At 68.1% G+C, this 18,145-nt stretch carries 13 protein-coding genes; 7 read left to right on the top strand and 6 right to left on the bottom strand.

Annotation, left to right across the window (positions count from 1 at the left end; all coding sequences use genetic code 11):
* Nucleotides 1-198 precede the first annotated feature (198 nt).
* A complete protein-coding gene (gene zapE / locus N1027_RS15515) occupies nucleotides 199-1,233 on the bottom strand; it encodes a cell division protein ZapE (RefSeq protein ID WP_259509035.1) in 1,035 nt (344 codons plus the stop codon).
* Nucleotides 1,234-1,337: 104 nt separating this feature from the next.
* Here zapE and N1027_RS15520 point away from each other — a divergent pair, with 104 nt between their 5' ends.
* Entirely contained in the window at nucleotides 1,338-2,240 is a 903-nt protein-coding gene (locus N1027_RS15520) for a sulfurtransferase (protein WP_259509036.1), read from the top strand.
* 38 nt (nucleotides 2,241-2,278) lie between these two features.
* The gene (locus N1027_RS15525) at nucleotides 2,279-2,716 is read left to right on the top strand and encodes a SufE family protein (protein ID WP_259509037.1); all 438 of its coding nucleotides are present in this window, start codon (nucleotides 2,279-2,281) and stop codon (nucleotides 2,714-2,716) included.
* 82 nt (nucleotides 2,717-2,798) lie between these two features.
* On the opposite strand, the gene N1027_RS15530 is transcribed toward N1027_RS15525, so the two are convergent.
* The gene (locus N1027_RS15530) at nucleotides 2,799-3,998 is read right to left on the bottom strand and encodes an alpha/beta hydrolase family protein (protein ID WP_259509038.1); all 1,200 of its coding nucleotides are present in this window, start codon (nucleotides 3,996-3,998) and stop codon (nucleotides 2,799-2,801) included.
* A gap of 56 nt (nucleotides 3,999-4,054) precedes the next feature.
* On the opposite strand from N1027_RS15530, the gene N1027_RS15535 reads away from it, so the two are divergent.
* The 5 genes from N1027_RS15535 (at nucleotide 4,055) to N1027_RS15555 (ending at nucleotide 9,944) form a co-directional block, all read left to right on the top strand.
* On the top strand, nucleotides 4,055-4,651 hold the full coding sequence (locus N1027_RS15535; protein WP_259509039.1) for a DUF3000 domain-containing protein: 597 nt from the start codon (nucleotides 4,055-4,057) through the stop codon (nucleotides 4,649-4,651).
* Nucleotides 4,644-5,864: a ribonuclease D gene (locus tag N1027_RS15540; RefSeq protein ID WP_259509040.1), complete on the top strand. Its 1,221-nt coding sequence runs from the start codon at nucleotides 4,644-4,646 to the stop codon at nucleotides 5,862-5,864. The genes N1027_RS15535 and N1027_RS15540 overlap by 8 nt, the downstream gene beginning before the upstream one ends.
* A 72-nt stretch (nucleotides 5,865-5,936) precedes the next feature.
* Nucleotides 5,937-7,151 carry a thiolase family protein gene (locus N1027_RS15545; RefSeq protein WP_259509041.1) on the top strand — a complete coding sequence of 405 codons (1,215 nt, stop codon included), beginning with the start codon at nucleotides 5,937-5,939 and terminating at the stop codon, nucleotides 7,149-7,151.
* Nucleotides 7,148-9,292: a 3-hydroxyacyl-CoA dehydrogenase NAD-binding domain-containing protein gene (locus N1027_RS15550; RefSeq protein WP_259509042.1), complete on the top strand. Its 2,145-nt coding sequence runs from the start codon at nucleotides 7,148-7,150 to the stop codon at nucleotides 9,290-9,292. Before N1027_RS15545 ends, N1027_RS15550 begins: the two co-directional genes overlap by 4 nt.
* Before the next feature lie 112 nt (nucleotides 9,293-9,404).
* Nucleotides 9,405-9,944, top strand: a complete 540-nt coding sequence (locus tag N1027_RS15555; protein WP_259509043.1) for a dihydrofolate reductase family protein — start codon at nucleotides 9,405-9,407, stop codon at nucleotides 9,942-9,944.
* Here N1027_RS15555 and dxs read toward each other — a convergent pair.
* The 4 genes from dxs to N1027_RS15575 all read right to left on the bottom strand — a co-directional run bounded on the left by dxs (nucleotide 9,926) and on the right by N1027_RS15575 (nucleotide 18,144).
* On the bottom strand, nucleotides 9,926-11,875 hold the full coding sequence (gene dxs, locus N1027_RS15560) for a 1-deoxy-D-xylulose-5-phosphate synthase (protein ID WP_259509044.1): 1,950 nt from the start codon (nucleotides 11,873-11,875) through the stop codon (nucleotides 9,926-9,928). The genes N1027_RS15555 and dxs overlap by 19 nt on opposite strands.
* 111 nt (nucleotides 11,876-11,986) lie before the next feature.
* Nucleotides 11,987-14,824: an aconitate hydratase AcnA gene (gene acnA / locus N1027_RS15565; protein ID WP_308199802.1), complete on the bottom strand. Its 2,838-nt coding sequence runs from the start codon at nucleotides 14,822-14,824 to the stop codon at nucleotides 11,987-11,989.
* Between the two features lie 142 nt (nucleotides 14,825-14,966).
* Complete coding sequence (locus N1027_RS15570) at nucleotides 14,967-17,360, bottom strand: HAD-IC family P-type ATPase (RefSeq protein WP_259509046.1); 2,394 nt, start codon at nucleotides 17,358-17,360, stop codon at nucleotides 14,967-14,969.
* Nucleotides 17,361-17,385: 25 nt separating this feature from the next.
* Nucleotides 17,386-18,144 (bottom strand): DUF3159 domain-containing protein, encoded by a 759-nt coding sequence (locus N1027_RS15575; protein ID WP_259509047.1) that lies wholly within the window; start codon nucleotides 18,142-18,144, stop codon nucleotides 17,386-17,388.
* Nucleotide 18,145: the final 1 nt, after the last annotated feature.

Consider the following 18,145-nt stretch of genomic DNA (forward strand, 5'->3'; position numbering starts at 1 on the left):
CGGGGCCGTCGGCGCAATTGCAGGCAAGGGGCAGTCTGCCCAAGAGAGGTTTCGCGGGAAGACGTAGTTTGTGTACGTCGTGTTACACGGTGAGGGCGTTTGTAAACATCGTGTTTCGGCCGACGGAGAATCCGTCGAGAGCCGAAACCCCCCATGGGAGGGGGGTCGATGGAGTCTCGGAGGGGGCTCGGAGGGTCCTCAGTGCGTGGCGGAGGCGATCAGGCGCGACGCGGCGCGCAGGTATTTCTTGCGATAACCGCCGTTCAGCATGTCGCCGGCGAACACCTGGTCGAGCGGGATGCCGGAGGCGAGGATGCGGATCTGTGCGTCGTACACCCGGTCGATGAACGCCACGAACCGCAGCGCATCCGTCTGGTCGGTCAGCGGTGTCACGTCACTGAGGGCGATGGTGTCGACCCCGTCGATCATCTTGATGTAGCGGGAAGGATGAATGGTGCCGAGATGGTGCACGAGCTCGCTGAACGAGTCGACCGTGAGGTGCTCCCCCGCGGCGAGACGGATGTCGACAGCGGATTCGAGTTCGTCCACCGTCTCGAAGGTGGCGGCGTGACCCTCGATGTCGCGACGGCGGTAGTCGAGGCCGTCGATGCGGATGATGTCGAAGCGGTCGGCGAGGGCCTGGATCTCGCGCAGGAAGTCGGCCGCGGCGAAGCGCCCCTCGCCGAGCGCGTTCGGCGGGGTGTTCGAGGTGGCCGCCAGCCGCGTGCCCTTCGCGGCGAGTTCGCCGAGCAGCCGGGTCATCAGCATGGTGTCGCCCGGGTCGTCGAGCTCGAACTCGTCGATGGCGATGAACTTCGCGCCGGTGAACAGCTTCACGGCGTTCGCGTAACCGAGGGCGCCCACCAGGGCGGTGTACTCGATGAACGTGCCGAAGTACTTCGGGCCCGGCGCGGTGTGCCAGAGGGCTGCGAGCAGGTGGGTCTTGCCGACGCCGAAGCCGCCGTCGAGATACACGCCGGGTTTGGCATCCGGTGCCTTCTTCGAGCGGCCGAAGAAGCCGCCGCCCTTCGCGGGCTTCCAGCCCTCCGAGAAGGCGCGGAGACGCGCGAGGGCGTCGGCCTGCGAGGAGTAGTCGGGGTCGGGTCGGTAGTTCTCGAACGAGGCCTGGTCGAACTGCCGCGGCGGCACGAGGGTGCCGGCCAGTTCGGCGCCGGAGATCGAAGGGGAGCGCTCCGTCAAGCGCGGGGCGACGGCCTGCCGCTCACCTGTCATCTGTTGGTCCTGTATGTCGAGATGTGACCCGCGATGTGCAGCGGGGAGTCGGGAAGACATAGATTCTTGTGGGGGTTGTACCTACCCTAACTGGAGGTTGTGAAATGACTGTCGAGACCGATCCTTCCGAGAAGTTCGTCGGATACGCCCACCCCGAACGCCTGGTGTCGGGCGCCTGGCTCGAAGCGCACCTCGGCGAACCCGGGCTCGTGGTGGTGGAGTCCGACGAAGACGTTCTGCTCTACGAGACCGGGCACATCCCAGGCTCCGTGAAGATCGACTGGCACACCGACCTCAACGACCCGGTCGAGCGCGACTACATCGACGGCGCCGCATTCGCCGCACTGCTCGGCGGCAAGGGCATCTCGCGCGACTCGACGGTCGTCATCTACGGCGACAAGAACAACTGGTGGGCCGCCTACGCGCTCTGGGTGTTCACCCTGTTCGGCCACGACGACGTGCGCCTGCTCGACGGCGGACGCGACAAATGGATCGCCGAGGGCCGCCCGATCACGACCGATCGGCCGACTCCGGATGCCGTGGACTACCCGGTCGTCGAGCGCGACGACTCCGACATCCGGGCCTTCAAAGACGACGTTCTCGCGCACCTGGGCCACCCCCTGATCGACGTGCGCTCCCCCGAGGAGTACAGCGGAGAACGCACCACCGCGCCCGCATACCCCGAAGAGGGCGCCCTGCGCGCCGGCCACATCCCGAGCGCGGCGAACGTGCCCTGGGGCCGGGCGGCCGCCGACGACGGCACGTTCAAGACGGTCGCCGAGTTGGATGCCATCTACCGCGACGAGGCCGGGTTGGTCGACGGCGAGCCGGTGATCGCCTACTGCCGCATCGGTGAGCGGTCGAGCCACACCTGGTTCGTGCTCACGCACCTCCTGGGCTTCGACGACGTGCGCAACTACGACGGGTCCTGGACCGAGTGGGGCAGCACGGTGCGCGTGCCGATCGTGCGCGGCGCCGAGCGCGGCGAGGTGCCGGCGGCTCGCTGACGCCCTCGACGGCGCGAACGGGAGGGATACTGGAAGGGATGACCGACACCATGCTCCCCCAGTCGCTGGCCCAGATCCGGGATGACTTCCTCGCGCTCGAACAGCGCGACCGCCTCGAGATGCTCCTCGAGTTCTCGAACGAGCTGCCGGAGCTCCCCCCGCGCTACCAGGAGCATCCGGATCTGTTCGAACGCGTGGTGGAGTGCCAATCGCCGGTGTTCATCTTCGTGGAGGTGACCGACGGCGTGGTGCACCTGTTCGCCACGGCGCCGAAGGAGTCGCCGACCACGCGCGGTTTCGCGTCGATCCTCGTGCAGGGCATCGACGGCCTCTCGGTCGACGAGGTGCTCGGCATCCCCGACGACTTCCCGAACACGATCGGGCTCACCGAGGCGGTGTCGCCGCTGCGCATCCGGGGCATGACGGCGCTGCTCGGCCGCACGAAGCGGCAGATCCGCGAGCGTCTCGCTGCGTGACCGCCGGACTTCTCCAAACGAGGAGCCGACCTAACCCCTATGGGCCACTGGTTCGCATTTTGGTTGGAGAAGTCCAGGCTGCTCAGAGGGCGTTGGCGGTGAGCCAGTCGTCGATCGCGGTGGTCCACTTGGCGCGGTCGTAATTCCAGAGCTTGGTGTGGCGTGCCACCGAGAAGGGCACGAAGGTCACCAGGTCGGGGCGCGCTTCGGCGAGTTTGCGTGACCCGGTCGACGGCACGTATCCGTCGTCGTCGGAATGCAGGATGAGCAGCGGAACGTCGACCTCGTCGGAGCGCTTCACGAAGTCGAGGCGGTCGAGGTCGAGCGGCTGGTGCTGACCGGTGACCACCCCGCCCCACGGATGCGTGATGGTGGCGAAGGCCGCATCGCCCACGAGCTCGGGCGCGTGCCGAGCGCGGCCGTGGTAGCGCAGCACATCGCGCCAGTCGACCGCGGGCGACTCGAGCGCGATGGCCCGGATGCGGTCGCGATGCACCGCGCGCCCCATCGCCTGCAATGCGATCGCACCGCCCATCGACCAGCCCATCAGCACGATGTCGGTCGCGCCGTGGTCGACCGCGTAAGTGATTGCCGCGTCGAGGTCTTGCCACTCCGTGTCGCCGAGCGCGTAGCGGCCGTCGGAGGAGCGCGGTGCCTCGCCGTCGTTGCGGTAGGAGATGCTCAACGTGGTGTAGCCGCGTTGCCGGAAGACCGGGATGGCACGGATCGTCTCGCCTCGGCGCACGCCGCGGCCGTGAACCTGGATGACCCATTTCTGCGAGGAGCCGTCGATGCTCGGCACGAACCAGGCCGGTGCCGGCCCGACCTGCGTGAACACCTCGACATCCTCGACCGGCACGTCGAGCTCACGCGGATGGATGTAGAACCACCCGCTGATGCGCCCGTTGCGGGCCGCGGCGAGGTCGCCGTAATCGACCTGGATGACCGAGCGCACCACGATGCCGTCCGAGACGCTCAGCACCTCCCCGAGGCGCGCGTGGCCGCTGTCGCCGGAGAAACGCAGGCTGTAAAGACCGGGCAGGATCGAGTCGGGGTTGACCGAGAGCGCCACGGTGCCGTTCTCTTCGTCATAGCCCAAGATGCGCACATCGTCGACGGGCACGGAGGGCACGACGATGGCCCGCGACATCAGGGCAGTCATCACGGCGCCCGCAGCGGCGGCGAGAGTCGCCACGGTGCCGGCGGCCAGCGCCACGACGGCCCAGCCGGGAACCCGGGCCGGTTCGGATGCCTTCGAGCCCACGATTCGCCGTCCCTCCACGATTCCATCCGGCGTGCCTGCGCCCGCCGGAACGTAAAGAACTCTAGTCTGCAGACGTGGCCGATTCCCCCTTCACGCCGGACGTCCCGGCGGCATTCGGCGCAGCACTCGACTCGCTGCGACGGGCAGACACGCGCGCGGAGCTCGTGGTGCACGAGATCCCCGCCCCCGCGAACCTCGCCCCGCACGCCGTCGCCCTCGCGGCCGACGTCACGCCGGCGCGGCACGGAGCCGACTCCGAACTCGGAACGGGGCGCTTCATCCTGCTCTACGACGCGGAGCGGCCCGAGGCCTGGGGTGGGGAGTTCCGGGTGGTCTGCTTCGCGCAGGCGCCGCTGGAGACCGAGATCGGTCTCGACCCCTTCCTCGCCGACGTCGCCTGGTCGTGGCTCGTCGACGCACTGGATGCCCGTGGCGCCAACTACACGAGCGCATCCGGCACCGCAACGAAAATCATCTCGACCGGTTTCGGCGAGTTGTCGAGCCAGGGTGATGGCGCTCAGATCGAGTTGCGGGCATCCTGGACCCCTACAGACCACAATCTCCAGGCCCATGTCGAGGGCTGGAGCGAACTCCTCTGCATGCTGGCCGGTCTGCCACCCGTCGTCGATGGCGTGACGATGCTGCAGACCAGGCGAGCCAAACGTGAGTGAACCAGAACTGATCGAAGTACCTGAACGCACCGTCATCGCAACGGTCGACGAATTCCACGACGCGGTCGAAGCGCTCGCGCTCGGCACCGGCCCGGTGGCCGTCGATGCCGAGCGCGCCAGTGGCTTCCGCTACTCCCAGCGTGCCTACCTCATCCAGCTCTACCGGCGCGGCGCCGGCACCTTCCTCATCGATCCCCCGGCGATCGCGGAGTTCGCTCCGCTGCAGTCGGTGATCGGCGACGTGGAGTGGGTGCTGCACGCGGCCAGCCAAGACCTGCCGTGCCTGCGCGAAGTGGGCCTCGACCCGACGACTGTGTTCGACACCGAACTCGCCGCCCGCCTGCTCGGAATCCCCCGCGTCGGACTCGGAACCGTGGTGGAGGAGCTGCTCGGCGTGCACCTCGCCAAGGAGCACTCCGCAGCCGACTGGTCGACTCGCCCGTTGCCCGCCTCGTGGCTCGAGTACGCCGCGCTCGACGTCGAACTGCTGATCGACCTGCGCGACTCCATGGCCGTGCTCCTGAAAGAGCAGGGCAAGCTCGAGATCGCCGCGCAGGAGTTCGCCGCCGTGGTGGCGAAGGAGGAGAAGGCGCCGCTCGCCGAGCCCTGGCGCCGGCTCAGTGGCATCCACGCCCTGCGCGCCGACCGCCACCTCGCCGCCGCCCGCGAACTCTGGCTGGCCCGCGACGAACTGGCTCGCGAGACCGACACCGCGCCCGGCCGACTGGTTCCGGATGCGTCGCTGCTGGTGGCCGCGCGAGCCCTCCCCACCTCGCGTCGCGACCTCGCCGCCCTCAAGCAGTTCTCGGGTCGCGCCAGCCGCTCAGAACTCGACCGCTGGTGGGCGGCCATCGAGCGCGCGCTCACCACCGACGACATCCCGGTGCAGCGGCGGGCCACCGACACCCTGCCTCCGCCGCGCAGCTGGTCGGACAAGAATCCCGAGGCGGATGCCCGGCTGAAAGCTGCTCGTGTCGCTCTAGCCGAGGTCTCAGCCGAGCACGACATCCCGGTCGAGAACCTGCTCACCCCCGATTTCCTGCGGCGGATCTCGTGGAACGCGCCCGATCCGCTGACGCTCGAGACCGTCTCCGACGGCCTCCGCGAGCTCGGTGCGCGGCCGTGGCAGATTGAACTGACTGCACAGCCGATCCTGCAGGCCTTTGTAGATCCTCACCAAGTGCCGGAGAACCCCGCGGAAGACGATTCGTAGGAACAGTCAATCGATTCCGGCCGCGGAATGGGCGGTTCTAGACTCGAACCCGATCCAATCCCAGGAGGCATAGTGGCCGAAAGATCTGAAGTCGTTTTCGTCGACGGTGTACGCACCCCGTTCGGGCGTGCGGGCGAAAAGGGCATGTACTGGCAGACCCGAGCCGACGACTTGGTCGTCAAGGCGATCATCGGATTGCTCGAACGCAACCCGAAGGTGCCGAAAGAGCTCATCGACGACGTGGCGATCGCGGCGACGACGCAGCAGGGCGATCAGGGTCTGACCCTCGGCCGCACGGCAGCGCTCCTCTCGGGCCTGCCGCTCTCGGTGCCGGGCTACGCGATCGACCGGATGTGCGCGGGCGCGATGACGAGCGTCACCACCACTGCGGGGGCCATCGCCTTCGGAGCCTACGATCTCGCGATCGCGGGCGGCGTGGAGCACATGGGGCGGCATCCGATGGGCTTCAACGCCGACCCGAACCCGCGCTTCCTGGCCGAGAAGCTGGTGAGCGCCGAGGCACTCAACATGGGCAACACGGCCGAGCGCATCCACGACCGCTTCCCGCAGCTCACCAAGGAGCGCTCCGACCGCTACGCCATGCGCAGCCAGCAAAAGGTCGCCGCGGCCTATGAGGCGGGCAAGATCCAGCTCGACCTCATCCCGGTGGCCACCAAGAGCGCCGAGGGCTGGGGACTCGCCACCCGCGACGAGGCGCCGCGCCCGGAGACCACGATGGAGGGCCTCGCCGCCCTCCGCACGCCGTTCCGGCCGCACGGCCGCGTGACCGCGGGCAACTCCTCGGGCCTGAACGACGGTGCCACGGCATCGCTCATCGCGAGCGAGTCGATGGCCAAGGAGCTGGGCCTCTCGGTCAAGATGCGGCTCGTGTCGTTCGCGTTCGCGGGCGTGGAGCCCGAGATCATGGGCATCGGTCCGGTGCCCTCCACCGAGAAGGCGCTGCGCAAAGCGGGCCTCTCGATCGACGACATCGGTCTGTTCGAACTCAACGAGGCCTTCGCGGTGCAGGTGCTGTCGTTCCTCGACCACTTCGGCATCGACGACGACGACCCGCGCATCAACGAATACGGCGGAGCGATCGCCATCGGCCACCCGCTCGCCTCCTCGGGCGTGCGACTCATGATCCAGCTCGCCCGGCAGTTCGAGGAGCACCCCGAGGTGCGCTACGGCGTCACCGCGATGTGCGTCGGCCTCGGCCAAGGCGGCACGGTCATCTGGGAGAACCCGAACTGGAACAAGAAGGCAAGCAAGAGGGCAGGGCGATGACCGACTACTCCACCATCGATTTCAGTGGTCTGGAGGCGTTGTCGGCCGATGAGGTGGTGACGCACTCCTACGTGCGCGACATCCGTCTGCCGAGCGGCAAAACGCTCGCCCTCATCACGCTCGACAACGGGCGCGACCACACCCGGCCGAACACCCTCGGTCCGGTCACCCTCATGGAATACGGGAAGACTCTGGATGCGCTGACCGAGCGGGCCGCGGCCGGCGAGATCGACGCGGTGGCCGTCACCGGCAAGCCGTACATCCTGGCCGCGGGTGCCGACCTCAGCAAGGTGGGCGAGATCCCGAGCCAGGCCGTCGCCAAGAAGATGGCGCAGCTCGGCCACTTCGTCTTCGGCAAGATGAAGAACGTCGGAGTGCCCTCCTTCGCCTTCGTCAACGGCCTCGCCCTCGGCGGCGGCGTTGAGGTCGCTCTGGCGGCCGACTACCGCACCATCGACTCCTCGACTCCGGCGCTCGCGCTGCCCGAGGTCTTCCTCGGCATCATCCCTGGCTGGGGCGGCGCCTACCTGCTGCCGAACCTCATCGGCATCGAGAACGCGCTGAAGGTCATCGTCGAGAATCCTCTGAAGAACAACCGCACCCTGAAGGGTCAGGATGCCTTCGACCTCGGCATCGCCGACGCCATCTTCGGGCCGGCGAACTACCTCGAAGACTCCCTGACCTGGGCCGACGGCGTGCTCACCGGCGCCGTGAAGGTCAAGCGACCGAACGAGCCGGGCAAGATCGAGCGGATGGTGAAGTGGGATGTCGCCATCGGCATCGCCCGCAAGATGCTCGAGTCGCGCATCGGCACCGTCGCGAAATCGCCCTACGCCGCGCTCGACCTGCTGAAGGCCGCCAAATCGGGCACACCCGAAGAAGGGTTCGCGCGCGAAGACGACGCGCTGGCCGAGCTCATCGCGGGCGACCAGTTCCGGGCTTCGATCTACGCGTTCGACCTCGTGCAGAAGCGCGCGAAGCGGCCGGCCGGCGCGCCCGACAAGGCGCTCGCCAAGCCCGTCACGAAGGTGGGCATCATCGGCGCCGGCCTCATGGCCTCGCAGTTCGCGCTGCTGTTCGTGCGCCGCCTGCAGGTGCCCGTGGTCATCACCGACCTCGACCAGGCCCGTGTCGACAAGGGGCTCGACTACATCCGCGGCGAGATCGCCACCCTCCTGTCGAAGGGTCGCATCTCCCCCGATGAGTCGAACCGCCTGAACGCGCTCATCCACGGCACCACCGACAAGGCGGAGTTCAACGACGCCGACTGGGTGATCGAGGCCGTGTTCGAGGAGCTCGGGGTGAAGCAGGACGTCTTCGCCGAGATCGAGAAGCACGTCTCCGAGACCGCCGTGCTGGCCACCAACACCTCCTCGCTCTCGGTGGAGCAGATCGGTGCCAAGCTCGCGCATCCGGAGCGCCTGGTGGGCTTCCACTTCTTCAACCCGGTGGCGGTCATGCCGCTGGTCGAAGTCGTGAACGCGCCGGCGACGGATGAGGCGACGCTGTCGACCGCGATGGTCACGGCTGCGAAGCTGAAGAAGAACGCCGTGATCACGCGCGACACCCCCGGGTTCGTGGTGAACCGCATCCTGGCCAAGGTGCTGGGCGAGGCGATGCACGCCGTCGACACCGGCACCTCGTTCGAGGTGATGAACCGGGCGCTCGATCCCTTCGGCCTGCCGATGACCCCGTTCGAACTGCTCGAGCTGGTGGGTCTCAAGGTGGGGGCGCACGTGCTCGACACGCACCACGCCGCCTTCCCCGACCGATTCTTCGAGAGCGAGAACCTGCACGGGCTGGCCGAACACGGGAAGATCTTCGACCGCGACGGCAAAGGCAAGATCACGGGCTTCGACAAGAAGGCCGTCGCGATCGTGACCCCGCCGAAGGGCGAGGCGAACCCGATGACCGAGGCCGAGATCCTGCGCCGCGTCGAAGACGGCCTCGCCGACGAGGTGCACCGGATGCTCGACGACGACGTCGTACACGCGGCGGAGGACATCGACCTCTGCCTCATCCTCGGCGCCGGCTACCCGTTCCAAATGGGCGGCCTCACGCCCTACCTCGACCGTGTGGGGGCCTCGGAGCGCGTCTTCGGCGACACCTTCCACCACCCCGTCATCCGCGGCGTGGAGTAGTTTCGCGCGGACTAATCCAAACGAGGCGCGAACCGCCGGTCTCTAGGGCTACGGTTCGCGCCTCGTTTGGAGTTCTCCGGCGGATGTCGGTGGGCGCGGGTAGCGTCAGCGCATGACCAAGACGCAGTACTACGTGGCCGCCAGCATCGACGGGTTCATCGCCGACCGCGACAACGGGCTCGACTGGCTGATGCAGTTCGGGTTCGACGAGTTCACCGCCGACTACCAGGCCTTCCTGGCCGACGTCGGTGTCGTGGTGATGGGGTCGCGCACCTACGAGTTCGTGCTGGGCGAGGGCGCCGAGAAGTGGGCCTACCCCGAGCAGACCACGTGGGTGCTCACGAGCCGCGAGTTGCCCACGGTGGCCGGCGGCGACATCCGGATGTCGCAGGGCGACGTCGCGACGCTGCACGAAGACTGGGTGGCGGCGGCCGGTGGCAAGAACATCTGGATCGTCGGGGGCGGAGTCGTCGCGGCTCAGGTGGCCGACGCCGGTCTGCTCGACGAGATCCTGCTCACCACCATGCCCGTCGTGCTCGGAGCAGGCGCACCGCTCTTGCCCGTCTCGGGCATCAGCGACACGTTCGAGCTGGTGAGCACCCAGCTCTTCCCGTCGGGAGCGATCGGAGCGGTCTATCGCACCAGGCGGTGAAGCGTGTCGGTGTCGCTCGGGGTGGCGCTGATGGGCCGGGCGATCGGGATCTTGTTGCCGCGTACCTGAGCGATCAGGTCTTCGGCAATCTGCTCGGGGGTGAGCCCCACCCGCTGCAGGATCTCGGAGCGGGTCGCGTGCTCGAGGAACTCGTCGGGCAGCCCCAGCTCGGTCACCGCCGTGTCGACGCCGGCCTCACGCAGGTCTTGACGGATGCGCGTGCCGATGCCGCCCACCCGCACGCCGTCTTCGATGGTCACGACGATGCGATGCGCATCCGACAGCTCGATGATGCTCCACGGCACGGGCACCACCCAGCGCGGGTCGACGACGGTGCTGCCGATGCCCTGCGCCTCGAGCAGCTCGGCGACCTTCAGTGAGAGGTCGGCCATCGCGCCGACGGCGACGATGAGCACGTCTTTCTGCGCGTCTTCCCGCAAGACGTCGACACCGTCGACCGTGCGCCGGAGAGCCGGGATGTCAGGACCGACGTTGCCCTTGGGGAAACGGATCACGGTGGGAGCGTCGGTCACCCGCACGGCTTCGGCGAGCTCCTCGCGCAAGCGCTCGGCGTCGCGTGGCGCACTCAGGCGGATGCGCGGCACGACCTGCAGGATCGCCAGATCCCACATGCCGTGATGACTCGCGCCGTCGGGCCCGGTCACACCGGCGCGGTCGAGAACGAAGGTGACGCCGGCCTGGTGGAGCCCGACATCCATCAGCACCTGGTCGAAGGCGCGGTTGACGAAGGTGGCGTAGAGCGCCACCACGGGGTGCAGACCGCCGAAGGCGAGCCCGGCCGCCGAGGTCACGGCGTGCTGCTCGGCGATACCGACGTCGAACACCCGCGACGGAAAGCGCTCGGCGAACTTGTGGAGCCCCGTGGGGCGGAGCATGGCGGCCGTGATGCCCACGATCGTGTCATCCTGCTCGGCCTGACGCACCATCTCGTCGGCGAAGACACCGGTCCACGAGGGGGCGCCCGAGGGCGCCGACAGCGGCTCCCCCGTCTCCGGGTCGATCTGGCCGACGGCGTGGAACTGGTCGGCCACATCCGTGAGAGCCGGCTCGTAGCCGCGGCCCTTCTCGGTGATGGCGTGCACGATGACCGGAGCGCCGTACTGCTTGGCTTGCTGCAAGGCCTCGGTCATGGCCTCGAGGTCGTGACCGTCGATCGGGCCGAGGTACTTGATGTCGAGGTTCGCATAGAGCGAGGAGTTGTTGGTCATCCGGCTGAGAAAACCATGCAGGCCACCCCGGGCCCCGCGGTAGAGCGCCCGCGCCGGGGCACCCAGGCGGTCGGCCATCTTGCGACTGGACTGGTGCAGGTCGTGGTAGCCCTTCTTCGTGCGCACCGTGTTGAGGTAGCGCGCCATGCCGCCGATGGTCGGGGCGTAGGAACGGCCGTTGTCGTTGACGACGATCACGAGGTTGCGCGAGTTGTCGTCGCTGATGTTGTTGAGCGCCTCCCAGGTCATGCCGCCGGTGAGCGCGCCGTCTCCCACCACGGCCACGACGTGACGGTCGGTCTGCCCGGTCATCTCGAAGGCGCGGGAGATGCCGTCGGCCCAGGAGAGCGAGCTCGAGGCGTGGGAGGACTCCACGACGTCGTGCGGGCTCTCCGAGCGCTGCGGATAACCGGCGAGGCCGCCCTTCTGCCGGAGCCTCGAGAAGTCCTGGCGCCCCGTCAGGAGCTTGTGCACATAGGACTGGTGACCCGTGTCGAACACGATCGCGTCGCGCGGGGAGTCGAAAACGCGGTGGATGGCGATGGTGGTCTCGACCACACCGAGGTTCGGGCCGAGGTGACCGCCGGTCTTCGAGACCTCCGCGATGAGGAACGCGCGGATCTCGGCTGCGAGAGTCTCGAGCTCCTCGGCCGACAAGGAGTCGAGGTCACGGGGTTCGTTGATTCCTTCGAGCAGGCTCATGTGTTCCACCTTCCCACCACACGCTGAAACCGCAGTCTACGCCGAACGAAATGAACGAACGGTGAGGGCGCGTGGGTGCCCTCACCGTTCGTTCGAGACCGGTCCGAGAACTCAGACGAGGCTGCGCAGCACGTACTGCAGGATGCCGCCGTTGCGGTAGTAGTCGGCCTCACCGGGCGTGTCGATGCGCACCACGGCGTCGAACTCGATCGTCTCCTTGCCGGCGGGCGAGTGCTCGCTGGGCTCGGCGACGACGCGCACCGTCTTCGGGGTGACGCCCGCATTCAACTCTTCGATGCCCGAGATCGAAACGACCTCGGTGCCGTCGAGACCGAGCGACGCCCAGCTCTCACCGGCCGGGAACTGCAGCGGAACCACGCCCATGCCGATGAGGTTGGAGCGGTGGATGCGCTCGAAGCTCTCCACGATGACGGCCTTCACGCCGAGGAGCGACGTGCCCTTCGCGGCCCAGTCGCGCGAGGAACCCGATCCGTATTCCTTGCCGCCGAAGATCACCAGCGGCGTTTCTGCCGCCTGGTAGTTCTGCGAGGCGTCGTAGATGAACGACTGCGGGCCCTCGGCCTGGGTGAAGTCGCGGGTGTAACCGCCCTCCACGCCGTCGAGCAGCTGGTTCTTCAGACGGATGTTCGCGAAGGTGCCCCGGATCATCACCTCGTGGTTGCCGCGGCGCGATCCGTAGGAGTTGTAGTCCTTGCGGTCGACGCCGTGCTCGTCGAGGTAGTGCCCGGCCGGGCTGTCGGCCTTGATGTTGCCGGCCGGCGAGATGTGGTCGGTGGTGACCGAGTCGCCGAGTTTCGCGAGCACGCGGGCGCCGGCGATGTCGGAGACCGGGGTGGTCTCGAGGGTCATGCCGTCGAAGTACGGGGGCTTCCGCACGTAGGTCGACTCCGAGTCCCACTCGAAGACCGGGCCGGTGGGCGTCGGCAGCGAACGCCAGCGCTCGTCGCCCTCGAAGACGCTCGAGTACTCGTGGGTGAACATCTCGGTGTTGATCGAGGTGTCGATGGTCTGCTGCACTTCGGCCGCGTCGGGCCAGATGTCGCGCAGGAACACGTCGTTGCCGTCTTTGTCCTGCCCCAGCGCGTCGACCTCGAAGTCGAAGTTCATCGAGCCGGCGAGGGCGTAGGCGATGACCAGTGGCGGGGAGGCGAGGTAGTTCATCTTCACGTCGGGCGAGATGCGGCCCTCGAAGTTGCGGTTGCCCGAGAGCACCGCGGTGACGGCGAGGTCGTTGTCGTTGATCGCGGAGCTGACCTCGTCGATCAGCGGGCCGGTGTTGCCGATGCACACCGTGCATCCGTAACCCACCGTGTAGAAGCCGAGCGCCTCGAGGTCGCCCGTCAGGCCGGCCTTCGCGTAGTAGTCGGTGACGACCTTCGAGCCGGGGGCCAGCGTGGTCTTCACCCACGGCTTCGCCTTGAGGCCCAGCTTGTTCGCGTTGCGGGCCAGGAGGCCGGCGGCGAGCATGACGCTGGGGTTCGAGGTGTTGGTGCACGAGGTGATCGCCGCGACCGCGACGGCTCCGTGGTCGAGCGTGTACTTGTCGCCGCTCGCGGTCGTGACCGCCGTGGGCCGCGAGAGCACTCCCGGGGCGTGGCTGACGTGGGTGTGCGAGTACTCGTGAGCGGAATCCTCGTCTTGCGCCGTGAAGCCGAGCGGGTCGGAGGCGGGGAAGGTGCCCTCGACGGCGGCGTCGACGAAGGAGAGATCCTGGTCGGTGTTGGCGTAGTTCTCGAGGTCGCGGATGAAGGTCGACTTGGCGACGCTCAGCTCCACGCGGTCTTGCGGGCGCTTCGGGCCCGAGATGGAGGGCACGACGGTGGCGAGGTCGAGTTCGAGGTATTCGCTGAACACCGGCTCCTGCTCGGGGTCGTGCCACAGCTTCTGCAGCTTCGAGTAGGCCTCGACCAGGGCGACCTGCTCGTCGCTGCGGCCGGTGAGGCGCAGGTAGTCGAGGGTCACGTCGTCGATCGGGAACATGGCGGCCGTGGAGCCGAACTCCGGGCTCATGTTGCCGATGGTGGCCCGGTTCGCGAGCGGAACCTGGCCGACTCCTTCGCCGTAGAACTCCACGAACTTGCCGACCACACCGTGCTTGCGCACCATCTCGGTGATGGTGAGCACGACATCCGTCGCCGTGACGCCGGGCGGGATGGAGCCGTTCAGCTTGAACCCGACGACCTTCGGGATGAGCATGGAGACCGGCTGGCCGAGCATCGCGGCCTCGGCCTCGATGCCGCCAACGCCCCAGCCGAGCACGCCGAGGCCGTTGACCATCGTGGTGTGCGAATCGGTGCCGACGCAGGTGTCGGGGTAGGCCCGCAGCACGGTCTGGCCGAAGGAGTCGACCACCTCGCGGGTGTAGGTGACGCGCGCCAGGTATTCGATGTTCACCTGGTGCACGATGCCGGTTCCGGGCGGCACGACCTTGAAGTCGTCGAACGCGGTCTGGCCCCAACGGAGGAACTGGTAGCGCTCCCCGTTGCGCTGGTATTCGATCTCGACGTTGCGCTCGAGGGCGTTCTCGGTGCCGAAGAGGTCGGCGATGACCGAGTGGTCGATCACGAGCTCAGCCGGAGCGAGCGGGTTGATCTTGGTGGGGTCGCCGCCCAGGGCGCTGACCGCTTCGCGCATGGTCGCGAGGTCGACGATGCAGGGCACACCGGTGAAGTCCTGCATCACGACGCGCGCCGGGGTGAACTGGATCTCGGTGTCGGGCTCGGCCGTCGGAATCCACCCGCCGAGCGCCTTGATGTGCGCATCCGTGATGTTCGCACCGTCTTCGGTGCGGAGCAGGTTCTCGAGCAGCACCTTCAGGCTGAACGGAAGCTTCTCGTGCCCGGGGACCTTGTCGATTCTGAAGACCTCATAAGACGTGTCTCCGACCTTCAGAGTGTCTTTCGATCCGAAACTGTTCATTGCCGACACGTCGACCTCACCTTCGCTGACTCACGACAATCTTTGTTCGCGAGGGGGTGGATGGCTAGCAAGGCCAGCCTTACCGCCGGCCATCCCGAGCGACATCCACCGCTACCGTATTTATCTTGACGTCAAGATAAATATAGCGCATTCATTCGCGATCGGAGACGAGGCCCCGAGCGCGGGCGATGCGATACCACGCCTCGACGCCGAGAGCGCCGGCGACGCCCACCCCGACCGCGTAGTACAGGGCCGGGATGCTCTGCACCTCGAGCGCGAAGAAGTCGCGCGTGAGCGGCACCAGATAGGCGAGCACGAACGCCGCGCTGACGGCCGCCACCATTCCGATGCGCCAGCCGCTGAGCGGCCGGGCGAGCACGCAGAGCACCCAGAGCGACACGATGAACAGGGTGACGGTGGCCAGGCTCCGTGCCTCGCCGAGCGGCAGGGCGTCGCGCAGCACGGCGAAGCTCGCCACGCAGGCCGCAGCGGCGATGAGACCGGTCGGAATGGAGAACGCCAGCACCCGCTTCAGCACGCCCGGACGGTAACGCCGGCTGTTGGGTGCCAATGCGAGGAAGAAGGCCGGGATGCCGATGGCGAGCGACGAGACCAGGGTCATCTGCCGGGGCAGGAACGGGAACTTCCACAAGAGCACGGCGCTCACCAGGGCGAGCACGATGCCGTAGACGGTCTTGGCGAGAAAGAGGTTCGACACCCGTTCCACGTTCGCGATCACGCGGCGGGCGTAGGCGAGCACGGTGGGCAGACGGTCGAACCGCCCCTCGAGCAGCACGATCCGCGACACGGCGCGCGTGGCCGGCGTGGCGTTGCCCATGGCGATACCGAGATCGGCGTCTTTGATGGCCATCGCATCGTTCACGCCGTCGCCCGTCATCGCCACGGTGCGGCCTTGCGCCTGCAGGGCGTGCACCACGGCACGTTTCTGCTCGGGCGCCACCCGGCCGAAGACGCTCGACTCGCCCAGGGCGTCGACGACGGCCCCGTCGGCGGTGAGCGCACTGGCGTCGACGGCCTCGCCCGGTAGGCCGAGCTCCCCCGCGATGGCGCCGACCGTGACGGGGTTGTCTCCGGAGAGCACGACGACCCGCACGTCCTGCTCGTCGAAGTACTCCAACGTCGGGCGCGCATCCGGACGCACCGATTCATGGAACACGGCGATGGCGGCCGGGCGGAAACCGGCGCCGGGCGACTCGGTGTCGGCGTAGTCGCCCGCGAGCCCGGTGCCGAGCCCCAGGGCGAGCGAGCGGCGGCCCGACGCGGCGATCTCGGTGGCCTGCCGCAGCGCATCCGGGGCCCCGCTCAGAAGCCGCTCGGGTGCGCCGAGCAGCCAGGTCTGAGGTCGGCCGTCGCGCTCGAAGGTGATTGCGCTGAAGGCGCGCCGGGAGCTGAACGGCAGGCGTTCGAGCACGGGCGAGGCGTCGACCCCGAAATGCGGGCGCAGTGCCAGCGCGGTCTGGTTGGCGGCGACGTCGTGCGCGATGAGTCCGAGCACGGCGTCGAGCTCGTCGTCGCGGAAGCCGTCGTCGATCGTCACGAGACGCTCGAAGCCGATTTCGCCGGTCGTGAGGGTTCCGGTCTTGTCGAGGCAGAGCACGTCGACGCGCGCGAGCACCTCCACCGCGGCGAGCTCCTGCACGAGCACCTTCTGCCGGCCGAGCTGGATGACGGCCACCCCGAAGGCAAGGCTGGTGAGCAGCACCAGCCCCTCGGGGATCATGCCCACCACGCTCGCCACGGTGTCGAGCGCCGCGAGCCGCCAGGACTCGATGGGAACCTGCCCGAGGTCGGAGAGTTCGAACACCCCGTCGGGGCCGATCGCGCCGTAGACCAGCACGCGGCCGACGATCACGATCAGGATGACGGGGATGAGCAGCCAGCTGAGATACACCAGGATGCGCGTGGTCGCCGCCCGCAGCTCCGAGTGCACCAGGGTGTGCCGCTTGATCTCCCGGGTGAGGGTGTTGGCGTAGGACTGCGCCCCGACGGCCGTCACACGGCACTCGGCCGTGCCCGAGACGACGAGCGAGCCGGAGAGCAAGGTGTCGCCCGGCCGCTTGGCGACCGGTTCGGATTCGCCGGTCAGCATCGACTCGTCGACCAGCAGATCCGCGACCGCGTCGAGCTGCGCATCCGCGGTCACCTGATCGCCGGGGCGCAGCAGCATCAGGTCGCCCTGCACCACCTGCTCGGGCGCGATCACCACCACCTCACCGCCGCGGCGCACCACTGTCTCGGGAGCGGCCAGCAGCGCGAGACGCTCGAGGCTCGCCTTGGCCCGCAGCTCCTGCACGATGCCGATCAGCGAGTTCACGATCACGATGCCGAAGAACAACCCGTCGCCCAGGTCGCCGAGCAGCACCACCGCGAGGAAGCAGACGGTGAGGATGGCGTTGAAGAAGGTGAAGACGTTCTCGCGCAGGATGCTGCCGACCGACCGCGAGGTCGACGTGTCGGCGACGTTCGTCAGGCCGCGCGCGATCCGATCGGCGACCTCCGCCTCGGTGAGACCCCCGTCTCCCATCCCCGTCGCTCCCCCGAAGGCCGGATCAGGACGGCTCGGCGGATGCCGTGGGCCGGGACTTCGAATACGCGGCCCGCACCAGCAACCAGGTGACCCAGAGCATTCCGGCATAAAGAGGAACGCCGAGGATCAACTTGACCGAACCGAGCAGCTCGGTCTGGGCGGAGAGGTAGAGCGGCACCTCGAAGGCGAGGCGCGTCGCGAACAGGCCCACCCAGCACCACGTGGCCACGAGCACCACGCGCCCCTTGGCACGATCGGTGCGGTAGCCGCCCGGGTCGTTCACCAGCAGGCTCACGATCACGCCGATCAGCGGGCGCCGGGCGATGAGCGAGACGAGCAGCACGACAAGGCACACGATGTTGATCACGATGCCGAGCACGAAGTTGTCTTCAGCGCGGCCGGTGAACAGGGCGAGACCGGCGGAGACGCCGACACCGAGCAACCCGGCGACGGCAGGCATCACGGCGCTGCGGGTGACGAGCCGCACGATGACGAAGACCACCGAGAGCGCCACCGGCGCGGTGACCGAGAGCACCAGGTTCTTCGTGACGGTGAAGATGACGAGGAAGGCGAGCCCGGGCAGGATCGACTCGATCAGCCCGCGGACACCGCCGATCGCCTTGAGCAGCGACGATCCGGTCGGCGTCTCGCCCGGGGTGACCTGAGCGATGCCGGCGTTGCGCGCCGCCTGGGCGAAGGCCTCGTGGAAGGTGACGGGCTGCTGCGGCTCGTCGGGCGCATCCGGCACGCCTGCTGCGGCGGGGTCTCGGTCGTCGGGCATC

The organism is Herbiconiux aconitum, from assembly GCF_024979235.1.
In the GTDB taxonomy this organism is placed as follows: Bacteria; Actinomycetota; Actinomycetes; order Actinomycetales; family Microbacteriaceae; genus Herbiconiux; species Herbiconiux aconitum.

What these genes read in the sequence shown, in the direction of transcription:
- N1027_RS15525 (WP_259509037.1), top strand. Translation starts at nt 2,279, where the DNA reads ATGACCGACACCATGCTCCCCCAGTCGCTGGCCCAGATCCGGGATGAC.
- N1027_RS15520 (WP_259509036.1), top strand. Translation starts at nt 1,338, where the DNA reads ATGACTGTCGAGACCGATCCTTCCGAGAAGTTCGTCGGATACGCCCAC.
- N1027_RS15555 (WP_259509043.1), top strand. Translation starts at nt 9,405, where the DNA reads ATGACCAAGACGCAGTACTACGTGGCCGCCAGCATCGACGGGTTCATC.
- N1027_RS15575 (WP_259509047.1), bottom strand. Translation starts at nt 18,144, where the DNA reads ATGCCCGACGACCGAGACCCCGCCGCAGCAGGCGTGCCGGATGCGCCC.
- zapE (WP_259509035.1), bottom strand. Translation starts at nt 1,233, where the DNA reads ATGACAGGTGAGCGGCAGGCCGTCGCCCCGCGCTTGACGGAGCGCTCC.
- N1027_RS15550 (WP_259509042.1), top strand. Translation starts at nt 7,148, where the DNA reads ATGACCGACTACTCCACCATCGATTTCAGTGGTCTGGAGGCGTTGTCG.
- dxs (WP_259509044.1), bottom strand. Translation starts at nt 11,875, where the DNA reads ATGAGCCTGCTCGAAGGAATCAACGAACCCCGTGACCTCGACTCCTTG.
- N1027_RS15570 (WP_259509046.1), bottom strand. Translation starts at nt 17,360, where the DNA reads ATGGGAGACGGGGGTCTCACCGAGGCGGAGGTCGCCGATCGGATCGCG.